The following is a 21,033-nucleotide window of genomic DNA, read 5'->3' on the forward strand; positions in this document are numbered from 1 at the left end:
CACGATGACGACCTCGACCACCACGCGGACCGGCGTGAGGGCGGTGTGGACCGACTTCGGAGGCGTCCTGACCCCGCCGCCGGCGCACACCTTCGCCGCGCTGTGCGAGCGCACCGGCCTGGACGCCGACCCGCTGATCAAGGCGGTGCTGACCGTGACCGCCCGCTACGGCACCGACGACATGATGCTGCCCCTGGACACGCCGCTGGTCACGGAGGAGGAGTGGCTGCGCCAGATCTCCGACGTGCTGCGCGAGGAGCACGGCGTGCGGGCGCACATGACCAGCCTCGCCGACACCTGGTTCGACGACCGCGAGACCAACCGGCCGTGGCTGGACTCGCTCGTGGGCGCGCGCGAGCGGGGGCGGTTCGTCGGGATGCTCTCCAACATGCCGCCCGCCTGGGACGGGCACTGGCGGCGCATGGTGCCCTACGAGTTCTTCGACGACGTGGTGATGTCGTTCGAGGTGGGCCTGCGCAAGCCGGGCCGGGAGATCTTCGACCTGGCGGCCGCGCGCGCGGGAGTGGAGCCGGCGCGGTGCCTGCTCGTGGACGACCTGATCGCCAACTGCGAGGGGGCGCGCGCGGCCGGGTGGCACGCGCTGCACTTCACCGACACCCCCGGGGCCGTCGCCGAGTTGGAGCGCCTGCTGGGCTGACCGTCCGGCGCACCTCCGTCGGGCGGCACGTCCCCGTCGTCCCGGCCGCGTGCGCGGCCGGGACCGCGCGCCCGCACAGGCCCCACCCTTCGCTCAGGCCGCGCCTTCCGCTCAGGGCCCGCGCCTTCCGCTCAGGCACCGTGCGTCCGCTAGGCCCCACCCTTCGCTCAGGCCGCGTGCGTCCGCTCGGCCTCGCGCCTTTCGCTCTGGCCGCGCGCACCCGCTCGGCCCCGCCCTTCGCTCTGTCCGCGCGCACCCGCTCAGGCCCCACCCTTCGCTCAGGCCCCGGCTAGGACGCCGTCCCGTTCTCCGGTCCCTCGCCGCCCGGCCGGGCGGACACGCCGCCCAACCGCGGTGTGGCGGCGTCCTCCTGCGCGATCCTGCGCAGCGAGCTGAGCATGACGTCGCCCAGCGCCGTCCACACCACCAACCCCTCGGCCATGCTGTCGACGTCGGGCCGGCGCAGCAGCACCTCGATCTCCGCGGCGACGATGCGCTCGGCGGCCTCGGCGTAGGTGTCCAGGAGGTCGAGCTTGTCGTACTGGCCGAGCCGCTCCAGGGCGACCAGGGCCGAGGCCAGGGTGCGGCGCGCGGGGTTGGTGGGCACCGAGTGCCAGCCGCGCCGGGCGATGAGGTCGTCCACCCGGCGCGTGGCCGCCTCCCACGCCTCCTCGTCGCCCTCCTGGCGCTGCGGGGGAGTGCTCATCGCGAACTGCGCCTTGCCCACGGCGGTCAGCATGTCGTGCTCGGGGGCGTCGATCTTGGCCAGGACGTCCCGCGCGGTGGCGATCGACAGGCCGCCGGCCTCGACCAGGGCCCGCACGAGCTTGATCCGGCGGACGTGGCGCTCGTCGTACTGTGCCTGGTTGCGGTTGGTACGCTCTCCCGGCGGAAGCAGGCCCTCACGCACGTAGTACTTGATCGTCGGCGCGGGAACCCCGGTGACCCGACTCAGCTCCGCGATCCGCATGGGCCGCCCTCCTGGGGGTGGTCGGTGCCGCCCGGGGATCCGCCCGGGCGGCACCGCAGTGGTAGTAGCCATCGTCACTATCCATGATAGGGGCCCATGACCGCCCGGGAAGTGGGAGGGATCCGCGTCGGGGTGGTGCGCGGAGCGGGGCCGACCGGGAAGGGCGCGGGTCACGCCGCCTGGTCCGGGGCCTGGTTCGGTCGCAGGCCCTAGTGCTTGTGGTGGGGCAGGCGCGCCCCGGCGGCCCGGACCTTGTTGACCGCGTCCATGCGCGACTCGGCGCCGAGCTTGTCGAAGATGTTGCGCAGGTGCCGTTTCACCGTGCCCTCGGTGATGGACAGGCGCGTGGCGATCTGCCGGTTGCTCAGCGCCCCGGCCACCAGCGAGAGCACCTCCTGCTCGCGCGGGGAGAGCGGACCGGAGTGGTTGGAGCCGACCGAGACGATGGTCTCCCGGGAGACCGACATCGTCACCTGCCGGGGCTCGCGGGTGGCCCGGTGGATCGCCGCCACGAGGTCGCGGCGGCCGATGCCCTTGTGGAGGTAGCCGCTCACGCCGACCTGGAGCATCTCCTTCACCAGCTGCGGCTCGTCGTACATGGTCAGCACGATCACCGAGGTGCGGGGCGAGGTCTCCAGGAGGCGGCGGACCGTCTCGACGGGCGGGTTGTGCGGCATGTCGACGTCCAGCAGGACGACGTCCGGCCGCAGGCGGCCGACGCACTCGACCGCCGCCTCCCCGTCGCCCACCTCCCCGACGATGGTGAAGTCGGGCTCGGCCAGGAGGATCTCCCGAAGGGCTTCGCGGAGGAGGGTGTGGTCATCGGCGAGGACAATCCGAATGGTGAGCATGGTGTTACCGAATGTGCTTTCTCGGTTCTTGGAGGAGTGCCGAAAGGGGATCCGCGCGCACGCGAAGGAGGGTGCATTTCCTTCTCACTGATGGATGTCGAGGTTGCTCTTTGTGCAGCGCTGACTCGCTTGGGTACGTTATCACCAGGATTATGGATTTCATCCTTTCGTCGTCTTACTTTCCTGGGACGTGTTATTTCGAGTGCTTCTTCCCCGTGAACAGGCAGGTGGGGACACTGCTGGGATGCCGGTGAACTCGGTGCGAACGGCATCATGGCCGACACCGGCCAATGGTGAGAAGAATTCACGTCCGCGGGGCCGGGCAGGGCGGCGCCCGGCCCGCGCACGGACCGGGCGCCGACACGGCCCAGGTCAGGCGTCGTTGGGAACCACCACCGCGCGCCCGGACAGCTCGCCCGCCTCCAGCCTGCGGTAGGCCTCCAGGGCGTCGTCCATGTCGTAGCGCTCGACCTCCGGCGTGATCTGCCCGGCGCGGAACATGTCGACGACCTCCCACAGGTCCTCGACCGTTCCCCAGTACGTGCTGGTGACGTAGGACTCGTAGGGGCTGGTGAAGAACGACCACTCGTGCGTGCCGCCCGCGATGCCCACGACCGTCAGCCGGGAGCCCTGTGCCATCGTGGCGGCGGCCGTCGAGATCGTGGGCGTGATCCCCACGAAGTCGAAGGCGGCGTCGACGCCCCGCCCGCCGGTGAGCGCGCGGATCTCCTCGGCCTGGTTCTCCCCGGGAGCCACCGTGCGGGCGCCGTGGCGCTCCGCGCGCTCCCGCGCGTCCGGCTTGGTGTCCGTGGCGATCACGGTCGCGCCGGTCAGGGCCCTGAGGATCTGCACGGCGATCAGGCCGAGCCCGCCCAGACCGACCACCAGGGCGTGGCGCCCGCCGCCCGCCAGGTGGGGCAGCGCCTGCTTGACCGCGTGGTACGGGGTGAGCCCCGCGTCGGCCAGCGGGGCCGCCAGCACCGGGTCGGCGTCTCCCAGCGGCACGAGGTGGTGGGCGGGGGCGACCATGTGGTCGGCCATCCCGCCGTTGCGGCCCAGCCCCACGGCCAGGTAGGGCATCGTGGCGACGTTCTCGCAGTAGGTGTCCTGCCCGCGTGCGCACTTACGGCAGTGCCCGCAGCCGACCGGCCCGTAGACGAGGTAGGCGCCGCCGACGTCGATGTGCGTGACCCCCGGACCGATCTCCTCGACCCACCCGGCGTTCTCGTGCCCCAGGACGAAGGGCGGCTTCTGGGCGCCCGGCTGTCCCTCCCGGAAGTGCCGGTAGACACTGACGTCGGAGTGGCAGGCGCCGGCCCCCGCGACGCGGAGCAGCACCTCGCCCGGGCCGGGACGCGGCCTGGGCACCTCGGTGAGCGACGGGAAGGTCCCGTAGTTGTCGAAGACCACAGCGCGCATGGGCTGTCCCCCTCTGTCGTCAGTCGATCGCTCGACGCTACCAACGCGGGCGGGAGCCGTTCGTCAACGCGGAGTCCGCAGTCGGTTCTTTTCCGTTTGACCCCGGTGAGTTCCGCGCCTCCGGATGGTCCTACAGGACGAGACTCGTCGCCGACCCGTCCGGGAGGACACCGTGAACCGCCGGCCCAGCCTCGACAGCATGCTGCTCGCCACCCGCGACCCCGACCGCCTGCACGCCTGGTACGCCGCCGTCCTGGACCCGCAGGAGGACGACGGCATGGACGGGTACCGGGTCCTGCGCTTCGGGCACTTCCACCTGCTCATCGACCACCGCTCCGACGTGGCCGCCGAGCCCGCCGAGCCCGCCCGGACCATCCTCAACTTCGACGTCGGCGACGCCCGCGCCGTGGCCGCGCGCATGGACGCCGCGGGCACGGAGTGGCTCGCGCCCCTGGAGGACCGGGACGGCAGCCTCTTCGCCACCGCCCTGGACCCCGACGGCAACTACGTCCAGATCATCCAGCTCAGCGAACAGCACCGCGCCGCCATGGACGGCGGCGCCTGACATCAGGGAGAAGACATGGTCACCGCCACGCACGTGTTCGGGTCGTTCGCCGTCCCGGACACCGCGGCCGCCCGCGAGTTCTACGCCGGGACGCTCGGCCTCAGGGTCGGGCCGGTCGCCGGCATGGAGGAGCAGGGCCTGATCGAGATCGACCTCGGCGAGGGCCGCACCATCCTCGTCTACCCCAAGCCGGACCACGTTCCGGCCGTGTTCACCGTCCTCAACCTCGTCGTGGACGACGTCGAGGCCGCCGTCGACGAGCTCGCCGACGCGGGCGTGGAGACGATGCGCTACGAGGGCTTCGAGCAGGACGCCAGGGGCATCGCCCGCGGCGACGGCGGCCCCGCCGTCGCGTGGTTCGCCGACCCGTTCGGCAACGTGTGTTCTGTCCTACAGGAGACGTAGCGTGACGGTCATGGTGGACCACGGTTCGGACCAGGACTTCGCCCGGCTCGCCGACCCCTATCGTCGGGAGCTGTACGCGCACTGCTACCGGATGCTCGGCTCGGTGCACGACGCCGAGGACCTGGTGCAGGAGACCTATCTGCGCGCCTGGCGGGCCTACGACCGCTTCGAGGGCCGGTCCAGCCTGCGCACCTGGCTGCACCGCATCGCCACCACGGCCTGTCTCACCGCCCTGGAACAGCGCGGGCGGCGCCCGCTGCCCACCGGGCTCGGCGGCCCCGCCGAGCCCGAGGGGCGGCTCGGCGAGCGCCCCGAACTGCCCTGGCTCGAACCGGTGCCCGACGACCTGGTCGGCGCGGGCTCGGACGGGGACCCCGGGACGGTGGTCGCCGCCCGCGAGAGCGTCCGCCTGGCGCTGGTGGCGGCGCTGCAGTACCTGCAACCGCGCCAGCGGGCGGTGCTCGTCCTGCGGGACGTGCTGCGGTTCAGCGCCGCCGAGGTCGCGGAGATCCTGGGCACCACCGTCCCGGCGGTCAACAGCCTGCTCCAGCGCGCCCGCGCGCAGATGGCCAGGTCCACCCCGACCGAGGACGATGTCCAGGTGCCCCGGGCCGAACAGAAGCGGGTCCTGGACCGCTACGTCACGGCGTTCGAGAACTACGACATCGGCGGGATCACGTCGATGTTCACCGCCGACGCCGTCTGGGAGATGCCGCCCTACACCATGTGGGTGCGCGGCGCCGAGCACATCGGCCGCCTCATCCGGTCGAACTGCCCCGCCCAGGGGCCCGGGGACATGCGGCTGCTCCCGGCCCGCGCCAACGGCCAACCCGCCTTCGGGCTCTACATACGCGGCGCGGACGGTATCCACCGCGCCTTCCAACTGCAGGTCCTGGACCTGACCCCGAACGGCGTCGCGCACGTGGCCGCGTTCTTCGACGTCTCCCTCTTCCCGCGCTTCGGCCTGCCCGCCGCCCTGGACCGCGCGCGGCCGACCGCGGGGGCGGCGGGATAGCGGGATAGGCTGTGCGGCGTCCCCGCCCGCGCGGGCGCGGGAGTCCGCGAGCCGCGAAAGCGAGAGCATGAGCCCTTCGATCGCCACCAACACCCGGGTCGACCTCGACGGCCTGCTGGACTTCGTGCGCAGCCGCCACCACGCCCTGCTCATCACCCGTCGGGCCGACGGCGGTCCGCAGGCCTCACCGGTGGTGTGCGGGGTCGACGCCCAGGGGCGCATCGTCGTGTCCACCTACCCCGAGCGCGCCAAGACCCGCAACGCCGCCCGCGACGCCCGGGCGAGCGTGGTCGTCCTGTCCGACGACTTCGACGGCCCCTGGGTGCAGGTCGACGGCGACGCCGAGGTCCTCGACGGAGAATCCGCGGTGGAACCGCTGGTGGAGTACTTCCGGGTGATCTCCGGCGAGCACCCCGACTGGGACGAGTACCGCGCCGCCATGCGCCGCCAGGGCAAGGCCCTGGTGCGCGTCACGCCCCGGCGCTGGGGACCGGTCGCCACCGGCGGCTTCCCCGCCGACCGCATCTAGGTCGTGTTCTTTGCAGCATTCCGGGCTCCCGAAAGCCCGCAGAAAGACGGCGGATTCTAGGGCCCGGGCCGAACGCGCCCCGCCAGCCCGAACAGGCCCCGGTCCCCGCACTCTCCGGCCGGGTCAGTCCGCGCGGGCGTGGCGGTCGATCTCGGCCAGCTCCTCGTCGGTGAAGTCCAGGTGTCCGACGGCCGCCACACTGTCCTCCAGCTGCGCGACGCTGCTCGCGCCGATCACCGCCGAGGTCACCCGGCCGCCGCGCAGGACCCAGGCCAGCGCCATCTGTGCCAGCGTCTGGCCGCGGCGCCCGGCGATGGCGTTCAGCGCGCGGACGCGTCCCATCACGGCCGGGGTGAGCCGGTCGGCGGTCAGGAACGGGCTCGAACCGGCGGCGCGCGAGCCCTCGGGCACACCGTCGAGGTAGCGGTCGGTGAGCAGGCCCTGGGACAGCGGCGAGTAGGCGATGGAGCCCGCGCCCACCTCGTCGAGGACGTCGAGCAGGCCGTCCTCCACCCAGCGGTTGAACATCGAGTACGAGGGCTGGTGGATGAGCAGCGGCGTGCCCAGCCCGCGCAGGATCCGCGCCGCCTCCAGTGTCTGCTCGGGGGAGTAGTTCGACACGCCCGCGTACAGGGCCTTGCCCTGGCGCACCGCGGTGTCGAGCGCGCCCATCGTCTCCTCCAGGGGCGTGTCGGGGTCCGGCCGGTGGCTGTAGAACACGTCCACGTGGTCCAGGCCGGTCCGGCCCAGGCTCTGGTCCAGGCTGGCCAGCATGCCCTTGCGCGAACCCCACTCCCCGTACGGGCCGGGCCACATGTGGTACCCGGCCTTGGTCGAGACGACGATCTCGTCGCGGTAGCGGCGCAGGTCGCCGGCGAACACCCGGCCGAAGTTCACCTCGGCCGCGCCGGCCGGCGGGCCGTAGTTGTTGGCGAGGTCGAAGTGGGTGACCCCGAGGTCGAACGCCCGCAGCAGGACCGAGCGCTGGACCTCGATCCCCCGGTCGTCGCCGAAGTTGTGCCACAGGCCGAGGGACAGCGCGGGCAGGCGCAGCCCGCTCCGGCCGCAGCGGCGGTAGGGCATGGTGTCGTAGCGGGTCGGTGCGGCGACGTAGCTCAAACGAGGCTTCCCTTCGGGGCGTCCACGGGACACGATCGCGTCCATCCTCGCACCCGCACCGTCCCTACCGCCCGCATCGTTCGCACCTCCCGCCGCGCGTCAGCGCTCGCACCTCCCGCACTTTTCGTACCTCCCGTACCGTGCGCACCCGGACGGCCGGGGCCGCCCCCGCCACCCGCGGCGCGTCAGCGCCCGGGCGGCTCGGGATCCTCCCGCCCCTCCTCGCCCTCGTGCGGATCGGCCTCGACGGGACCCCGGGGCAGGCGGTCCTCCCACCCCGTGGGGTACCGCCGCCCGTCCGGGCCCTCCTGCCAGTACTCCTCCGAGCGCACGGCCCGCTGCGCCCGGAGCCGGTCCCAGCGGATGATCGCCAGCACGAGCAGGATCAGCGCGATCGGGACGGCCACCGACACCAGCACCGCGATCGGCCACTCCATCGTCGACTCCCCCCTCCGGCGGTCGCCCCCTAAAGGGTCGACATCAGGTCGCGGCAGGCCTGCTCACAGATCTGGCACTCCCGAGCGCAGATCCGGCAGTGCGCGTGCTGGGCGGCGTGCTCCTCGCACTCGGCCCGGCAGACCGCGCTCACCTTCGCGCACGCCTCCAGGACCGCGCGCAGCACGCGCGCGTCCGACCCGGTCTGGCGGGTCAGCACGCGCCTGGTGGCCTCGCACACCTCCGCGCAGTCGAGGTTGAGGCGCACGCACGTGGTCAGGTCGGCCGCGGACCGCTCGCTCAGGCACGCGTCCGCGCAGGCGTCGCACGCCTCGGCGCACGCCGCGCAGGCGTCGATGCAGGCCCGCAGGCGCGCCCGGTCGACTCCGGTCGTCGACCCCGGGTAGGTCTCCAGCATCTGCTCGGTGATGCTCATGGTCACTCCTTCCTCGGCCGGGCGGAGCCGTCGGCGGCTCCGGGCCGCCGCGCCGCCACGGGCACGGCGGGATCACATCAGGTCACGGGGGACGGACTCGGTCCACTCACGGGAGAAGATCCGCTCGTCCCCCTCGTAGGCGTCCAGCGTCGCGTAGACGCGGAACTCGTCCTCGGTGCACCGCAGCGACGCGTGCGTCTCGGTGCGCGTCCGCCACTCGCCGCGGGCGAAGCGCATCGTCCACGAGGACCGCCCGCGCGGCGAGGTGAAGTCGTCGGCGACGGAGTCGTAGTCCTCGTAGGCGCGCCGCCCGACGTCCAGGTCCACGTCCTCGAAGTGCATGATCCCGCCGTCCTTGACGATCTCCAGGGACGAACGCGTGTCGACGAGGTCGCGGTGGACGGTCCAGCGGTGCTCGGGGGGCTCCCTGCGCTCGTGGGCGATCTCCGGCGTCGCCTCGGGCTCGCCGAAGGGGCGCGGTGCGGGGTCCTCGTCCGCGGGCACGGGACGCACCGGCAGGGTCAGCGCGCTGCCCTCCGGGTGGACGGTCATCAGCACCTTGCGCGGCGGCGGCCAGGCCAGCGGCCAGTACGACGTGGACAGCGAGAGCCGGATCCGGTGGCCGGCGGGGAAGACCTGCGCGACACCGTTGAGGGTGACGGTGACCCGGTACCGCTCACCCGGTGTGAGCGGCCGGGGGTCGTCGTGGCGGTCGCGGTGGGTGAGGTTGAGCAGCCCGAAGGTCACGCGCGTGGCGCTGCCGTCGGGTGCCACGTCGCACAGCCTGGCGGCGACCATGGCCACCGGCTCGGTGACGCTCAGGTCCAGCTCGGCCGTGGCCGACCCCAGGATCTCGACGTCCTCGGACAGGACGTCGGAGTTGAAGACCAGCGAGCCGCCGTCCTCCTCCCGCTGGTCGTAGGGCAGGTCCGGCGGCGCGTTGTAGGAGGCCCACTTGCCCGCGAACTGGCCCACGGTCAGCGGTGAGCTCACGGTGAGGGCGTCGGTCCCGCCCTCGTCCCTCGGAGCGTTGATCCGGTACCGCGACAGCGGGTGGACGGTGCGCGCCACGCGCGCCGAGGGCCAGGCCTCCTCGCGCACCCAGCGGCCGGGGCGGTCCTCGTAGGAGGTCGCGGGCGGGACGCTCTCCTGCATCCAGGCCCACAGGTCGGGCCCCTCGCCGACGCCGTTGTCCGCGCCCTTGAGCCAGTGGTCGAACCAGCGCACGACCTCCTGCAGGTAGCCGATGGCCGGTCCGGGGCGCCCCAGGTGCGGGTAGCGGTGCGACCAGGGGCCCACCAGGCCCCGGCAGGGCGCTTCCAGGTGTTCCAGCAGGCGCAGGACCGCGTTGGAGTACCCGTCGGCCCAGCCGCTGGCCGCCAGCACGGGACAGCGCACGGTCGTGTAGTCCTCGCACACCGAGGCGTGCCGCCAGTAGTCGTCGCGCCGCTGGTGGTGGAGCCAGTTCAGGATCCAGGGTTCGACGGCGTCCAGGCGTTCCAGCCACATGTCCCGCCAGCGGTCGCCGACGGTCGCCGGATCGGGCGGGCAGGTGGAGTAGGCGAACATGGTGCCCGCCTCGGCGAGGTTGTCCGAGAGCAGGCAGCCGCCCATGTAGTGCATGTCGTCGGCGTACCGGTCGTCGGTGAAGCAGTTGACCGCGATCGCGCCGAGGCTGGGCGGGCGCCGGGCCGCCACCTGGAGCGCGGCGAAGCCGCCCCAGGACAGGCCGAGCATGGCGGTCCGGCCGTCGCACCAGGGCTGTTCCGCCAGCCAGGCCAGCACCTCCTCGGCGTCCTGCTGCTCGCGTTCGAGGTACTCGTCGGTGAGCACGCCCTCCGAGTCGCCCGTGCCGCGCAGGTCCACCCGTACGCAGGCGTACCCGTGCCCGGCGATGTAGGGGTGGTGCATCGAGTCGCGGACCGACGTCAGGTCCCGCCTGCGGTAGGGGATGTACTCCAGGACCGCCGGGACCGGGCCGGCCCCTGCGCCGTCCGGGCGCCACGAGCGGCCGGCCAGGCGGACCCCGTCCGACATCGGTATCCAGAAGTGCTCGTCCTCCCGGACGGAGTAGGGCAGATTCCGTACCACCTGCATGGGTGCGCCTCCCTCAGCGCGCGGTCACCGTTCGCCGGTGTCGAACTCGAACCTCATCTCCTCCACGCAGCGCTCGTACTTGGCGCGCATCTCCACGCCGTTCTGTGCGCCCATGGTGATCTTCGCCAGCTCGAAGCTGTAGCTGTCCTGTGCGTGGAGTTCGGTCAGCGGGCGGCCCACCTCGGGCACGATCTCGATCGACACGCCCGGCAGCGAGGCCTCCAGTTCCCGGACCTCCTCGGGGGTGGGCACTCGCACGGGGACGCCGTCCTCCCCGAACCTGCGGTGGAACCACTGCCCGGCCACGGCGTACTCCCCGCCGCCCACGGGCAGGTCCGGGCTGCGCCCGAGCGCCAGCCGGAGCATGCGCTCGTGGTTGGGGATGCCGTCCACCAGCTCGAACAGCTCGGCGTGGGTCTGGGAGTGCCGGGGATTGATCTCCACGACGTCGAGCCGGTCCCCGACCGGGTCGTAGAAGAACTCGACGCTGAACATCGAGTCGTCCAGGCCGACTCGGCGGATGAACCTCGTGGCCACCTCCGCCATGCGGCGGCTCACCCTCTCGGGCAGTTCCGAGGGGTAGCGGTGGCACAGGAACGCCGGGCTGCCCGGGTAGTCGACGGAGTCCAGGGCGGCGTAGACGACTGGCTCGCCGTGCCGGACGTAGCCCTCGACCGCCGCCTGCACACCGTGCAGGGCGCCCTCGGCCAGGCACGTCCGCCCGCCCGCGGCCGCGACCTCCTCCGGCAGGTCCACGCGGGCGAGGATCTGCTCGAAGGGCACACCGATCCGGTCGATCCCCCCGCGCAGCCGTTCCAGCGCCTCCTCGAAGCTGCGCTGGTCGTGGACGCGGAACGCCAGGTCGGAGGAAGCCGACTTCACCGGCTTGATCCACATCGGGTACTCCAGCCCGCTCGGCGGCTCGGTGGCGTCCAGGTCGACCAGGGCGAAGGGCGGGTGCTCGTCGATGACCCTGCTCTGTTCGAGCCGGCTCCAGTACTTGTGCTCGCACATGACCACGGACCGCAGGCTCGGTCCGCGCAGGCCGTTGTTCTCGCACAGGATCGGGACCAGCAGAGTGACCGGGAAGTCCCAGTACCCGACCACGGCGTCGACCGAGCCGGTGAAGCCGTCGAGGATCCGCTGGGCCCTGTCGATCTTCTGGTCGAGGTCGACCTTGTCGTCGCGCAGTTCCTCCAGTGTCAGCAGCGTGTGGAAGCGGCAGTGTTCGGCGCTCGGCGTCCGGAGCAGAACGTCGTGGTTGTGCTCGTCCATGCCGACCACGAAGACGTTGTCCACCTGTCCGCACCACCCTCCTGATCCGTGTCGGCGTCCGTCGTGGGTGCGACTACCCGAGTTCGGTGAAGCGAACCGGAGCGTTCGGGCAGGTGGTTACGGGTCCGGGCCCAGGGGTAGCCGTATCCCTACAGCCGGCCGTACACAGGACCGCCACAGGCCGCGCACACCAAGGCGGGAGTGAAACCCATGAACCGGAAGACGCCGCCGATCGCGGACTACGAGGGTCTGCCGATCGCCACGCTGCAGCACCGGATCCGCTCGCTCGACGAGGAACAGCTCCGCGAACTCATCGCCTACGAGGAGCACCACGGCAACCGCACCGGCGTTCTGGAGATCCTCCACCAGCGCCTGCACGGCCTGGAGGAGGGCGCCGAGCCCTCGGACGGCGACCAGGACTTCCAGCCGGAGACCCCGGGGCCGCCGCAGGGGGGCTCCCCGGTCGGGGAGGACACCACCGCGCCCAGGCAGGGCCTGCCGCCGGAGGGCTACCCCGAGGCGCGGCGCTAGCACCCGACCGCGGCGCGGGCGCCCGGTCGGGGCACGGCCGGGTCCGCGCCGCGTTTTCGCGCGGGGAGCACGGGTAGCCGTAGACCCACACGCGGTCGTACACCCGCACACGCGGCGGACCGACGACGAACGGGGGAGTGGTCATGGCCACGGCAGGCACCACACCGAGCGTCCCGTGGGGGCGGTCGCCATGATCCGGTGGACGGTACCCGCGGCCCTGGCCGCCGGGCGCTGGGCCCTGTCCCGGCACCGGCGGCGACGCCCACGCGCGCGCCCGGTGGACCTGGTCCCGTGGGCGGTCGCCGGAGCGGCCCTGGGCGTCTGCGCGTCGACCCTGACCGAGCGCCGCCGCGCCACCCTCCTGCGGGGCAGGGCCGTCCTCGTCACGGGCGGCACCCGGGGACTCGGGCTGCGGATCGCCCGCGAGTTCGGCGCCTACGGCGCGTCCGTCGCCGTGTGCGGCCGGGACCGGGAGCGGCTCGACCGGGCCGTCGCGGGGCTCGCCGGACGCGGGATCCGCGCGCACGGCATCCAGTGCGACGTCGCCGACCCCGAGCAGGCCCGGTCGCTGGTGGAGGAGGCCGCCGAGCGGCTCGGCGGCCTGGACGTGGTCGTCAACAACGCGGGCGTCCTGCGGGTGGGGCCGCGCGAGACCATGACGACCGCGGACGTCGAGGAGGCCATGGCCGTCATGTTCTGGGGCCCCTACCACGTCGCGCGCGCCGCCTGGGGGCGGTTGAGCGAGTCGCGGGGCTCCCTGGTCACCATCACCTCCATCGGCGGCCAGCTGGCGGCGCCGCACCTGCTTCCCTACGCCTGCGCCAAGGCCGCGCAGGCCAAGCTCTCGGAAGCGCTCGCGGCCGAGAGCCTCGGCTCGGGAGTACGCGTGACCACGGTGGTGCCGGGCCTGATGCGCACCGGCTCGCACCGGGGCGTCGTCTTCTCCGGGGCCCCCGAGCGCGAGTACGACTGGTTCGCCCTGTGCGCCGGGCTGCCCCTGCTGTCCATGAGCGCCGAGCGGGCCGCCCGCCGGATCGTGCGCGCCACGGTCCGCGGCCACGGCTACGTGGTCCTGACACCGGCGGCCCGTCTGGGGATGGCCGTGCACGGGCTCGCCCCGGGGCTGACGCAGCGGGCGGCGTCCCTGGCCGGGTGGCTGCTGCCCGCGGTGCCGCCCGAACCGGAGGAGCGGCCGGGCACCGAGGCGGCGGTCCAGGGCGTGCCGGGACAGGTCGTGCACGCGCTCACCGCGCTCAACGAGGACGCCGCCCGGCGCCTCAACCAGCCGTCCCGCGCCGGGACCGCACCACCCGGCGACGGCGCACGCGAACCCTAGACCTGGGAAGGTCGCCATGACACGCTTCGGATACTTCCTCGCCGCGGAGGAGCACGGGCCCAGGGACCTGGTCGACCAGGCCAGGGGCGCCGAGTACGCCGGGTTCGACGGCCTGTGGATCTCCGACCACTACCACCCGTGGCTGGACGCCCAGGGGGAGAGCCCGTTCGTGTGGTCGGTGGTCGGCGCGATCGGCGAGGCCACCGACCTGCCCCTCACCACGGCGGTGACCTGCCCGACCACCCGGGTGCACCCGGCGGTGATCGCGCAGGCGGCGGCGACCTCGGCGCTGCTGGTCCGCGGCGGCTTCACCCTCGGCGTGGGCACGGGCGAGGCGCTCAACGAGCACGTCGTCGGGCAGCCGTGGCCGCCGGCGTCGGTGCGGCTGTCGATGCTGGAGGAGGCCATCGGGCTGATCCGCGAGCTGTGGAGCGGCAAGGTCGTCACCCACCGGGGCGAGCACTACACCGTGGACACCGCCCGCCTGTACACCCTGCCCGAGCACGCGCCGGGCATCCACATGTCCGCGTTCGGCCCCAAGGCGGTGGACCTGGCCGCGCGCGCGGCCGACGGACTCATCGTCATGTCGCCCGACTCCGAGCCCATCGAGGCGTTCCGCTCCCACGGCCGCCCGGGCCGTCCGGTGCAGGCGGGCCTGAAGGTGTGCTGGAGCACCGACGCCGACACCGCCCGGCGGATCGCCTACGAGCGGTGGCCCACCGAGGCGCTCGCGGGCGAGTCCCTCCAGGTCCTGCCGCAGCCCAAGCACTTCGAGGAGCTCACCGAGACCCTGGTGACGCCGGAGATGGTGGCGCGGCGGGTCCCGTGCGGCCCCGACCCCGAGGCCCACGTCGCCGCGATCCGGCCCTTCGTGGAGGCCGGCGTGGACGAGGTCTACATCAACCAGATCGGCGACGACCAGGAGGGCTTCTTCGAGTTCTACTCCAACGAGGTCCTGCCCCGCCTGCGGCGGCTGGAGCGCGCCTGACCGGCGGCCCCGCAGGCGGGCCGCACCGCTTGCACCCCGCACCCGTTGTCGAAGGAGGACGTCCCATGCACGCCAGAGCACCGGTCCTGCGGTACCCCGACCCGCTGCCGCCGGACCCGTTCCCGCCGGTCCCGCCCGCGCCCGACCCGGTGCCGCCCCCCGAGCCGCCGGCTCCGGAACCGGTCCCGCCCCCCGAACCGGAACCCGAGCCCGTCTGAGCCGAGGGCGGATCGGGCCCTAGTAGGCGGCCACGGTGGAGATGCGCAGCTGTTCGTCGGTGTCCACGTCCACCAGGACGTGGTCACCCGCCACGACCTGGCCGTCCAGCACCATGCGCGAGAGCCGGTTGCCGACCGAGCGCTGGATCGTGCGCCCCAGCGGCCGCGCGCCGTAGGCGGGCTGGTAGCCGCGTTCGGCCAGCCAGCCCACCGCCTCGTCGGTGAAGCGCACGGTGATGTCCTGGGCCTTGAGCCGCTGCTCGGTCTGCTCCAGCATGAGCCGGGTGATCTGGGCCAGCTCCTCGGCGCCCAGCTGCTGGAAGACGATGACCTCGTCGATGCGGTTGAGGAACTCCGGGCGGAACTCCTCGCGCAGGCGCCGCATCACGCGCTGCTCGGTGTCGGGGTCCATCTGGCCCTCGGCCGTGAAGCCCATCGGCCCGCCGCCGGTGATCGCCTCCGACCCCAGGTTGCTGGTCATGATGACCACCGTGTTGCGGAAGTCGACCGTGCGGCCCTGCCCGTCGGTCAGCCGGCCGTCGTCCAGCAGCTGCAGCAGCAGGTTGAACACGTCCGGGTGGGCCTTCTCGACCTCGTCGAGCAGCAGGACGGAGTAGGGGTGGCGCCGCACCGCCTCGGTGAGCTGGCCGGCCTCCTCGTAGCCGACGAACCCGGGCGGGGCCCCGGTCAGGCGGCTGGCGGTGTGCCGCTCCTGGAACTCGCTCATGTCGATGCGGACCATGGCCTCCTCGGACCCGAAGAGGGTCTCGGCCAGCGCCCGCGCCAGCTCGGTCTTGCCCACGCCGGTCGGTCCCAGGAAGAGGAAGCTGCCCACCGGGCGGCCGGGGTCGCCGAGCCCGGCGCGTGAGCGGCGGATGGCCTCGGAGACGGCCGTGACCGCCTCGTTCTGGCCGATGACGCGCTCGTGCAGGTTGGCCTCCAGGTTGACCAGGCGTTCGCGCTCCTCCTGGGTGAGCTGCGAGACGGGGATGCCGGTGCTGCGCGCCACCACGTCGGCCACGTCGTCGCCGCCCACCTCGGGCACCGAGGACCCGGTCCCGCGCGCCTGGTGCACCGAGCCCTTGGCCCGCGCGATCTCGTCGCGCAGGGACGAGGCGCGCTCGTAGTCCTCCTCCTGGACGGCCTTCTCCTTCTGCTCCTCCAGGGTCTTCAACCGGCCCTCCAGCTCGCGCAGGGCCGCGCTGGAGGTGCGCAGGCGCAGCCGGACGCGGGCGCCGGCCTGGTCGATCAGGTCGATGGCCTTGTCCGGCAGGAAGCGGTCGGTGACGTAGCGGTCGGACAGCTCGGCCGCCGCGACCAGGCTCTCGTCGCTGAACCGCACCTGGTGGTGCGCCTCGTAGCGGTCGCTCAGCCCGCGCAGGATCTCGATGGTGTCCGCGACCGAGGGCTCCGGCACCAGGATGGGCTGGAAGCGGCGCTCCAGCGCCGCGTCCTTCTCCAGGTTCTTGCGGTACTCGTCCACGGTGGTCGCACCGATGATGTGCAGTTCGCCGCGGGCGAGCGCGGGCTTGAGCATGTTCCCGGCGTTCACCGCCCCCTCGGCGGCACCGGCGCCCACGATCGTGTGGATCTCGTCGATGAACACGAGCAGGTGGTCGGCCCGCTCGCGGATCTCGTCGACGATCTTGGTCAGGCGCTCCTCGAAGTCGCCCCGGTAGCGGGTGCCGGCGACCACCCCGGCCAGGTCCAGCTGGACCAGGCGGCGACCGCGCAGGATCTCGGGCACGTCGTCGTCGAAGATGCGCTGGGCGATGCCCTCCACGATCGCGGTCTTGCCCACGCCCGGGTCGCCGATGAGCACCGGGTTGTTCTTGCGGCGCCGGGCCAGCACCTCGACGCACTGCTCGACCTCGTCGTCGCGGCCGACCACGGGGTCCAGCCGGCCCTCACGGGCCAGGGCGGTCATGTCGGTGGCGAACTCGTCCAGGGTGGGCGTGTCCGAGGGCTCGCCCTCGGTCTGCTCCGGGGCGGGCACGGCCCCGGCCGAGTGCTGGAGCGACTCCGGCGTGACACCGGAGTCGCGCAGGAGCTGGCCCACCGCACCGGAGGGGTTGACCGCCAGCGCGAAGAGCAGGTGCTCGGGCGTGATGCTGGAGCTGCCGGTGGCGCGCGCGATCTGCAGGGCGTCCAGCAGGGCGCGCTTGGCCGAGGGGGTGAGCCTGGCGGTTCCGGGCATCACCGAGCGCGGGGCCTGGGCGACCGCGTGGTCGATGACGTCGCCCAGGGTGGAGAGGTCGGCGCCGGTGCGGTGGACCAGGTCGCGCGTGGGCTCGTAGCGCAGCAGCGCCCACATCAGGTGGATGGTGTCGACGTCGGCGCCGCCGGTCTCCAGGGCACGGCGCACGCCGCTGTCGGCCACCTGCCGGGCGTCGGCGCTCATGAGCTTGGACAGGTCCACACGGCGGACCGGACCGCGCGCGCCCAGGAACCGGGCGAGGAACTCGTCGAAGGAGCCCGGTTCGTTGCCGTGGCCGTCGGGAAAGTCGTGTGTCATCGGTTCTCGTCCCCCGTGCGTACGGTAGTTCTGTATGTACCCTACGTGATGGCTTGGAGGGGGTCGCCATCACGCCCCGGCGTGGGACGCCTCGTCCAGCCGGGCCTTCTCCTGGTCGGTGAGCCGCAGCCCGCCGACCGGAAGCAGCGCGGACAACTGGTCCAGGTCGCGGGCGCTGGCCAGCACCGAGGCGACGGCGGGCCGGTCCACGAGCCAGGCCAGCGCGATCGTCGCCGGAGCGGCGCCCCGCCGCGCGGCGATCGCGTCGAGTTCGGCCAGCACGCGCGGACCCTGGGGCCGTTCGAGGTAGGCGCGGGCCTTGCCGGCGCGCGGACTGTCCACCTCGCCGCCGTCGGGCCGGTACTTGCCGGTGAGGAAGCCGCGGGCCAGCCCGAAGTAGGGCAGCAGGGCCAAGCCCCGCTCCTGGGCCAGCGGGACCAGGTCCTCCTCGACCGCCCGCTCCATCAGGTTGTACTGCGGCTGGACGCACACCGGGGCGTGCAGGCCGCGGTCCCGGCACGCGTCCAGCCACTCGGTGATGCGTTCCGGGCTGTGGTTGGACAGCCCGATGGCGCGGACCTTGCCCTCGTCGACCAGGGCGGAGAAGGCCTCGGCGCTCTCCGCGACCGGCGTGCGGGGGTCGTCGAAGTGCGCGTAGTAGAGGTCGACGGCGTCCACGCCCAGGCGCTTGAGCGAGGTGTGCGCGGCGGCCCGGACGTTGCCGGCGGACAGGCCGGGGAACTCGGGGTGGCTGCTGACCTTGGTGGCGATCACCAGGTCGTCGGGGCGGCCCCGGGAGGCCAGCCAGGCGCCGATGACCGTCTCGGACTCGCCGCCGGTGTGCCCCTCGACCCACGCGGAGTAGGAGTCGGCGGTGTCGACGAAGGTGCCGCCCGCGTCGCGGTAGGCGTCCAGGAGGCGGAAGGAGGTCGCCTCGTCGGCGGTCCAGCCGAACACGTTGCCGCCCAGGCACAGGGGTGACACGACGAGGTCGGAGCGGCCCAGCCGGCGCGGGTTGTTCTCGGTCATGCTCACCGTTCTCGGGGTCGGGGGTCGGGTCCTGACCACACGCTAGGACAGGGGATCGCGGGACGCGAGGCGGTTTCCGCGGCGATGGGGACGCACAGCCGCTCCTCGACCGACATGAGTCCTCCCGGCGTGGTGCGTGCGGTCCGCGACGGAGCAGCGTACCGAACGCCGTGCCCGCCGGAGGGGCGTTCGGTTCCGGAGCCGGAAGTGTCAGGCGTCCCCTCTAGGATCCGGGAAGGAGGGCTCATCGGTCCGGGCCGCGGGCCGGGCCCCGGAGAACGCGGGTGGCGCAATGAATGACGTGTGGAAACTCGTGCACGCCGAACGCCGGGCCCTCATCGCGGACCTGTCCGGTCTCGCGCCGGACCGATGGTCGGTGCCGTCGCTGTGCGAGGGCTGGACCGTCCACGACGTGGCGGCGCACCTGGTCGACTCGGCGCGCACGACGCGCCTCGGGTTCGTCGTCGACCTGCTGCGGGCACGGATGGACTTCGACCGGCTCAACGAGCGCGGCATCGCCCGCGAGCGGGGAGGCGGCCCGGCGGACACGCTGGCGCGGCTGCGGGAGGTGGCGTCCCGGACGACGACCCCGCCGGGACCGCTCGCCACCCGGCTCGTGGAGGAGGTCGTCCACGGGGAGGACGTCCGCCGCCCCCTCGGCATCACCCGCGACTACCCGACCGAGGCGGTCGTCCGCGCGCTCGGCGTCCAGGTCCGCACACCGGTCGCCTTCGGCGGCGGGAGGGAACGAGCGGCCGGGCTGCGACTCGACGCCTCCGACAGCGACGTGGACATCGGCGAGGGCCCGGTCGTCTCCGGCGGCACCCTGGACCTGCTCCTCGCCCTGTCGGGCCGCCGCACGGCCCTCGACGGCCTGCACGGCCCGGGCGCGGACGCGTTCCGCGCCCGGGACTGACCAGCAGCGCGCCCCGGCACACCCGCCGCCCGTGCGGGAGCCGGGCCCCGATCCCGCGAAGTGGGCCCGGCACCCCGTGGGCGGCGTGCGGCAGGCCCCTAGGGCATATGTGATGGATGCTGTCCGTCGCGAGCGGCGCATCCAGTGGTGCTCTCACCAGGCCGAATGAAGAGGTCAGCCTGGTCCGGCTCTCGGCTGATGAGAACGCAGTGAGAGTGCCGCTGGAGCGCCGCGCAGCAGGGCGAGTGTCCGCGGAGTGCGCCCTAGACCCCGTGGGCGGCGCGCCGGACGCTCGCGTAGCGCTCGTGGACCTCGGCCACCACGGCGGGCTCCGCGGCCGGACCGGCCTCGGCGGTGTCCCAGACCGGCGGCTCCGCGGAGCCCGCCAGGGCCCAGGCCGCCTGACGGGCCGCGCCGATCGCGACGTACTCGGCTGCCGGGGGTGCCACGACCGGCGCGTCCAGGATCGTCGGCGCGATGGCGCGCACGGCCGCCGAACGCGCGCCCCCGCCCAGCAGGAGGACGCGCCGCACCGGCACCCCGGTGTCGGTCAGCGCGGTCATCCCGTCGGCCAGGCCGCACAGCATGCCCTCCACGGCCGCGCGGGCGATGTTCTCCGGCCGCATGTTCGAGCGGCGCAGCCCGTGCAGGGAACCGGCCGCGTCCGGGAGCACCGGCGTGCGCTCGCCGTCCAGGTAGGGCAGCAGCACGACGCCCTCGGCGCCCGGCTCGGCGGCCATGGCCAGCGCGTCGAGTCCGGCCAGGTCGACGCCGAGCATCGCGGCGGTGGCGGTCAGCACCCGCGCGGCGTTGAGCGTGCAGGCCAGCGGGAGGAACCGGCCGGTGGCGTCGGCGAAACCGGCCACGGCGCCGCTGTGGTCCCGGGTGGCCCGGTCGTTGACCGCGAACACCGTGCCGCTGGTGCCCAGGGACAGCGCCGCGTCACCGGCCCGCAGCCCCAGGCCCAGGGCCGCGCCCATGTTGTCGCCCGTGCCCGGCGCGATGAGCGCTCCGGAGGGCGTGCGCCCGACCGCCTCGGCGGGTCCGGCCACGCGGGGTACGTCGATCTCGCGCCCGAAGGCCCGCACCAGCAGGTCGGTGCGGTAGGCCCCCTCCGCCGGCGACCAGTAGCCGGTGCCCGAGGCGTCGCCCCGGTCGGTGGTCGGCTCGCCCCCGCCGCCCAGGCGCCAGGTCAGCCAGTCGTGGGGGAGCATCACCCCGGCCACGCGGGCGGCGGCCTCGGGCTCGTGCTCGGCCAGCCACCGCAGCTTGGTCACCGTGAAGCTGGCCACGGGAACGCTCCCAACGGCATCGGCCCAGGCCTTGGGTCCGCCGAGTTCGGCGACCAGGTCGTCGGCGGCCGCGGCCGAGCGCGCGTCGTTCCACAGCAGGGCGGGACGGACGACCTCGCCGTCGCCGTCCACGGTGACCATGCCGTGCTGCTGTCCGGCGACGGCCACGGCGGCCACGCCGTCGAGCAGTCCGTCGGAGGCGTCGGTCAGCGCCGACCACCACGCGCGGGGGTGGATCTCGGTTCCGTCGGGGTGCGGCGCGCGGGCCTCGCGCACCACCGCGCCGCTGTCGGCGTCGCAGACCACGACCTTGCAGGACTGGGTCGAACTGTCGATTCCGGCGACCAGGGCCATTTCCGCTCCGGTGGGTGAGGGTGAACAGTGGACGGTGGGCGCTCTCGGGCGCCACCGGGTGCAGCAGCCGTTCCAGAGTG

The 21,033-nt window shown here is 73.3% G+C and carries 21 protein-coding genes; 10 read left to right on the forward strand and 11 right to left on the reverse strand.

What is annotated here, in order from left to right; translation table 11 throughout:
* Window positions 1–4 precede the first annotated feature (4 nt).
* Complete coding sequence (locus tag ADL05_RS21245) at window positions 5–658, forward strand: HAD family phosphatase (protein ID WP_053618747.1); 654 nt, start codon at window positions 5–7, stop codon at window positions 656–658.
* 289 nt (window positions 659–947) lie between these two features.
* Here the strand turns inward: ADL05_RS21245 and ADL05_RS21250 are convergent, their stop codons facing one another.
* The 3 genes from ADL05_RS21250 to ADL05_RS21260 form a co-directional block, all read right to left on the reverse strand.
* Window positions 948–1,628: a MerR family transcriptional regulator gene (locus tag ADL05_RS21250; protein WP_082376675.1), complete on the reverse strand. Its 681-nt coding sequence runs from the start codon at window positions 1,626–1,628 to the stop codon at window positions 948–950.
* A gap of 209 nt (window positions 1,629–1,837) precedes the next feature.
* Complete coding sequence (locus ADL05_RS21255; protein ID WP_053618748.1) at window positions 1,838–2,479, reverse strand: response regulator transcription factor; 642 nt, start codon at window positions 2,477–2,479, stop codon at window positions 1,838–1,840.
* Window positions 2,480–2,851: 372 nt separating this feature from the next.
* Window positions 2,852–3,898, reverse strand: a complete 1,047-nt coding sequence (locus tag ADL05_RS21260; RefSeq protein ID WP_053618749.1) for an NAD(P)-dependent alcohol dehydrogenase — start codon at window positions 3,896–3,898, stop codon at window positions 2,852–2,854.
* Between the two features lie 199 nt (window positions 3,899–4,097).
* On the opposite strand from ADL05_RS21260, the gene ADL05_RS21265 reads away from it, so the two are divergent.
* The 4 genes from ADL05_RS21265 (at window position 4,098) to ADL05_RS21280 (ending at window position 6,412) form a co-directional block, all read left to right on the forward strand.
* On the forward strand, window positions 4,098–4,463 hold the full coding sequence (locus ADL05_RS21265; RefSeq protein ID WP_231640850.1) for a VOC family protein: 366 nt from the start codon (window positions 4,098–4,100) through the stop codon (window positions 4,461–4,463).
* Between the two features lie 15 nt (window positions 4,464–4,478).
* Window positions 4,479–4,868 (forward strand): VOC family protein, encoded by a 390-nt coding sequence (locus ADL05_RS21270; RefSeq protein WP_053618751.1) that lies wholly within the window; start codon window positions 4,479–4,481, stop codon window positions 4,866–4,868.
* 1 nt (window position 4,869) lies between these two features.
* On the forward strand, window positions 4,870–5,883 hold the full coding sequence (locus ADL05_RS21275; RefSeq protein ID WP_053618752.1) for a sigma-70 family RNA polymerase sigma factor: 1,014 nt from the start codon (window positions 4,870–4,872) through the stop codon (window positions 5,881–5,883).
* Between the two features lie 67 nt (window positions 5,884–5,950).
* Complete coding sequence (locus ADL05_RS21280) at window positions 5,951–6,412, forward strand: PPOX class F420-dependent oxidoreductase (RefSeq protein ID WP_053618753.1); 462 nt, start codon at window positions 5,951–5,953, stop codon at window positions 6,410–6,412.
* Between the two features lie 123 nt (window positions 6,413–6,535).
* Here ADL05_RS21280 and mgrA read toward each other — a convergent pair whose 3' ends face one another.
* The 5 genes from mgrA to ADL05_RS21305 form a co-directional block, all read right to left on the reverse strand.
* Window positions 6,536–7,531, reverse strand: coding sequence for an L-glyceraldehyde 3-phosphate reductase (gene mgrA / locus ADL05_RS21285; protein ID WP_082376677.1), 996 nt, complete (start codon window positions 7,529–7,531; stop codon window positions 6,536–6,538).
* Between the two features lie 185 nt (window positions 7,532–7,716).
* A complete protein-coding gene (locus ADL05_RS21290; protein ID WP_053618755.1) occupies window positions 7,717–7,968 on the reverse strand; it encodes a hypothetical protein in 252 nt (83 codons plus the stop codon).
* Between the two features lie 29 nt (window positions 7,969–7,997).
* Window positions 7,998–8,402, reverse strand: coding sequence for a ferredoxin (locus ADL05_RS21295; RefSeq protein ID WP_053618756.1), 405 nt, complete (start codon window positions 8,400–8,402; stop codon window positions 7,998–8,000).
* 72 nt (window positions 8,403–8,474) lie between these two features.
* A complete protein-coding gene (locus ADL05_RS21300; RefSeq protein WP_053618757.1) occupies window positions 8,475–10,499 on the reverse strand; it encodes a CocE/NonD family hydrolase in 2,025 nt (674 codons plus the stop codon).
* 24 nt (window positions 10,500–10,523) lie between these two features.
* Window positions 10,524–11,798 carry an acetyl-CoA carboxylase biotin carboxylase subunit family protein gene (locus ADL05_RS21305; RefSeq protein ID WP_053618758.1) on the reverse strand — a complete coding sequence of 425 codons (1,275 nt, stop codon included), beginning with the start codon at window positions 11,796–11,798 and terminating at the stop codon, window positions 10,524–10,526.
* Between the two features lie 186 nt (window positions 11,799–11,984).
* Between ADL05_RS21305 and ADL05_RS21310 the strand changes: the two genes are divergently transcribed.
* From ADL05_RS21310 to ADL05_RS30665, 4 genes are all read left to right on the forward strand, one after another.
* Window positions 11,985–12,305, forward strand: coding sequence for a hypothetical protein (locus ADL05_RS21310; protein WP_053618759.1), 321 nt, complete (start codon window positions 11,985–11,987; stop codon window positions 12,303–12,305).
* 190 nt (window positions 12,306–12,495) lie between these two features.
* On the forward strand, window positions 12,496–13,641 hold the full coding sequence (locus ADL05_RS21315) for an SDR family oxidoreductase (RefSeq protein WP_053618859.1): 1,146 nt from the start codon (window positions 12,496–12,498) through the stop codon (window positions 13,639–13,641).
* Window positions 13,642–13,657: 16 nt separating this feature from the next.
* Window positions 13,658–14,629: a TIGR03557 family F420-dependent LLM class oxidoreductase gene (locus ADL05_RS21320; RefSeq protein WP_053618760.1), complete on the forward strand. Its 972-nt coding sequence runs from the start codon at window positions 13,658–13,660 to the stop codon at window positions 14,627–14,629.
* Between the two features lie 65 nt (window positions 14,630–14,694).
* Window positions 14,695–14,847, forward strand: a complete 153-nt coding sequence (locus ADL05_RS30665) for a hypothetical protein (RefSeq protein ID WP_156365946.1) — start codon at window positions 14,695–14,697, stop codon at window positions 14,845–14,847.
* A gap of 19 nt (window positions 14,848–14,866) precedes the next feature.
* Here the strand turns inward: ADL05_RS30665 and ADL05_RS21325 are convergent, their stop codons facing one another.
* Both ADL05_RS21325 and ADL05_RS21330 read right to left on the reverse strand, forming a co-directional pair.
* On the reverse strand, window positions 14,867–17,362 hold the full coding sequence (locus ADL05_RS21325; RefSeq protein ID WP_053618761.1) for an ATP-dependent Clp protease ATP-binding subunit: 2,496 nt from the start codon (window positions 17,360–17,362) through the stop codon (window positions 14,867–14,869).
* A 69-nt stretch (window positions 17,363–17,431) separates the two neighbouring features.
* On the reverse strand, window positions 17,432–18,391 hold the full coding sequence (locus ADL05_RS21330; protein ID WP_053618762.1) for an aldo/keto reductase: 960 nt from the start codon (window positions 18,389–18,391) through the stop codon (window positions 17,432–17,434).
* Window positions 18,392–18,683: 292 nt separating this feature from the next.
* Between ADL05_RS21330 and ADL05_RS21335 the strand changes: the two genes are divergently transcribed.
* Window positions 18,684–19,307: a maleylpyruvate isomerase family mycothiol-dependent enzyme gene (locus tag ADL05_RS21335; protein WP_053618763.1), complete on the forward strand. Its 624-nt coding sequence runs from the start codon at window positions 18,684–18,686 to the stop codon at window positions 19,305–19,307.
* A 263-nt stretch (window positions 19,308–19,570) separates the two neighbouring features.
* On the opposite strand, the gene xylB is transcribed toward ADL05_RS21335, so the two are convergent.
* A complete protein-coding gene (xylB, locus tag ADL05_RS21340) occupies window positions 19,571–20,953 on the reverse strand; it encodes a xylulokinase (protein ID WP_053618764.1) in 1,383 nt (460 codons plus the stop codon).
* Between the last annotated feature and the right edge of the window lie 80 nt (window positions 20,954–21,033).

It is taken from the genome of Nocardiopsis sp. NRRL B-16309, from assembly GCF_001279585.1.
GTDB lineage: Bacteria > Actinomycetota > Actinomycetes > Streptosporangiales > Streptosporangiaceae > Nocardiopsis.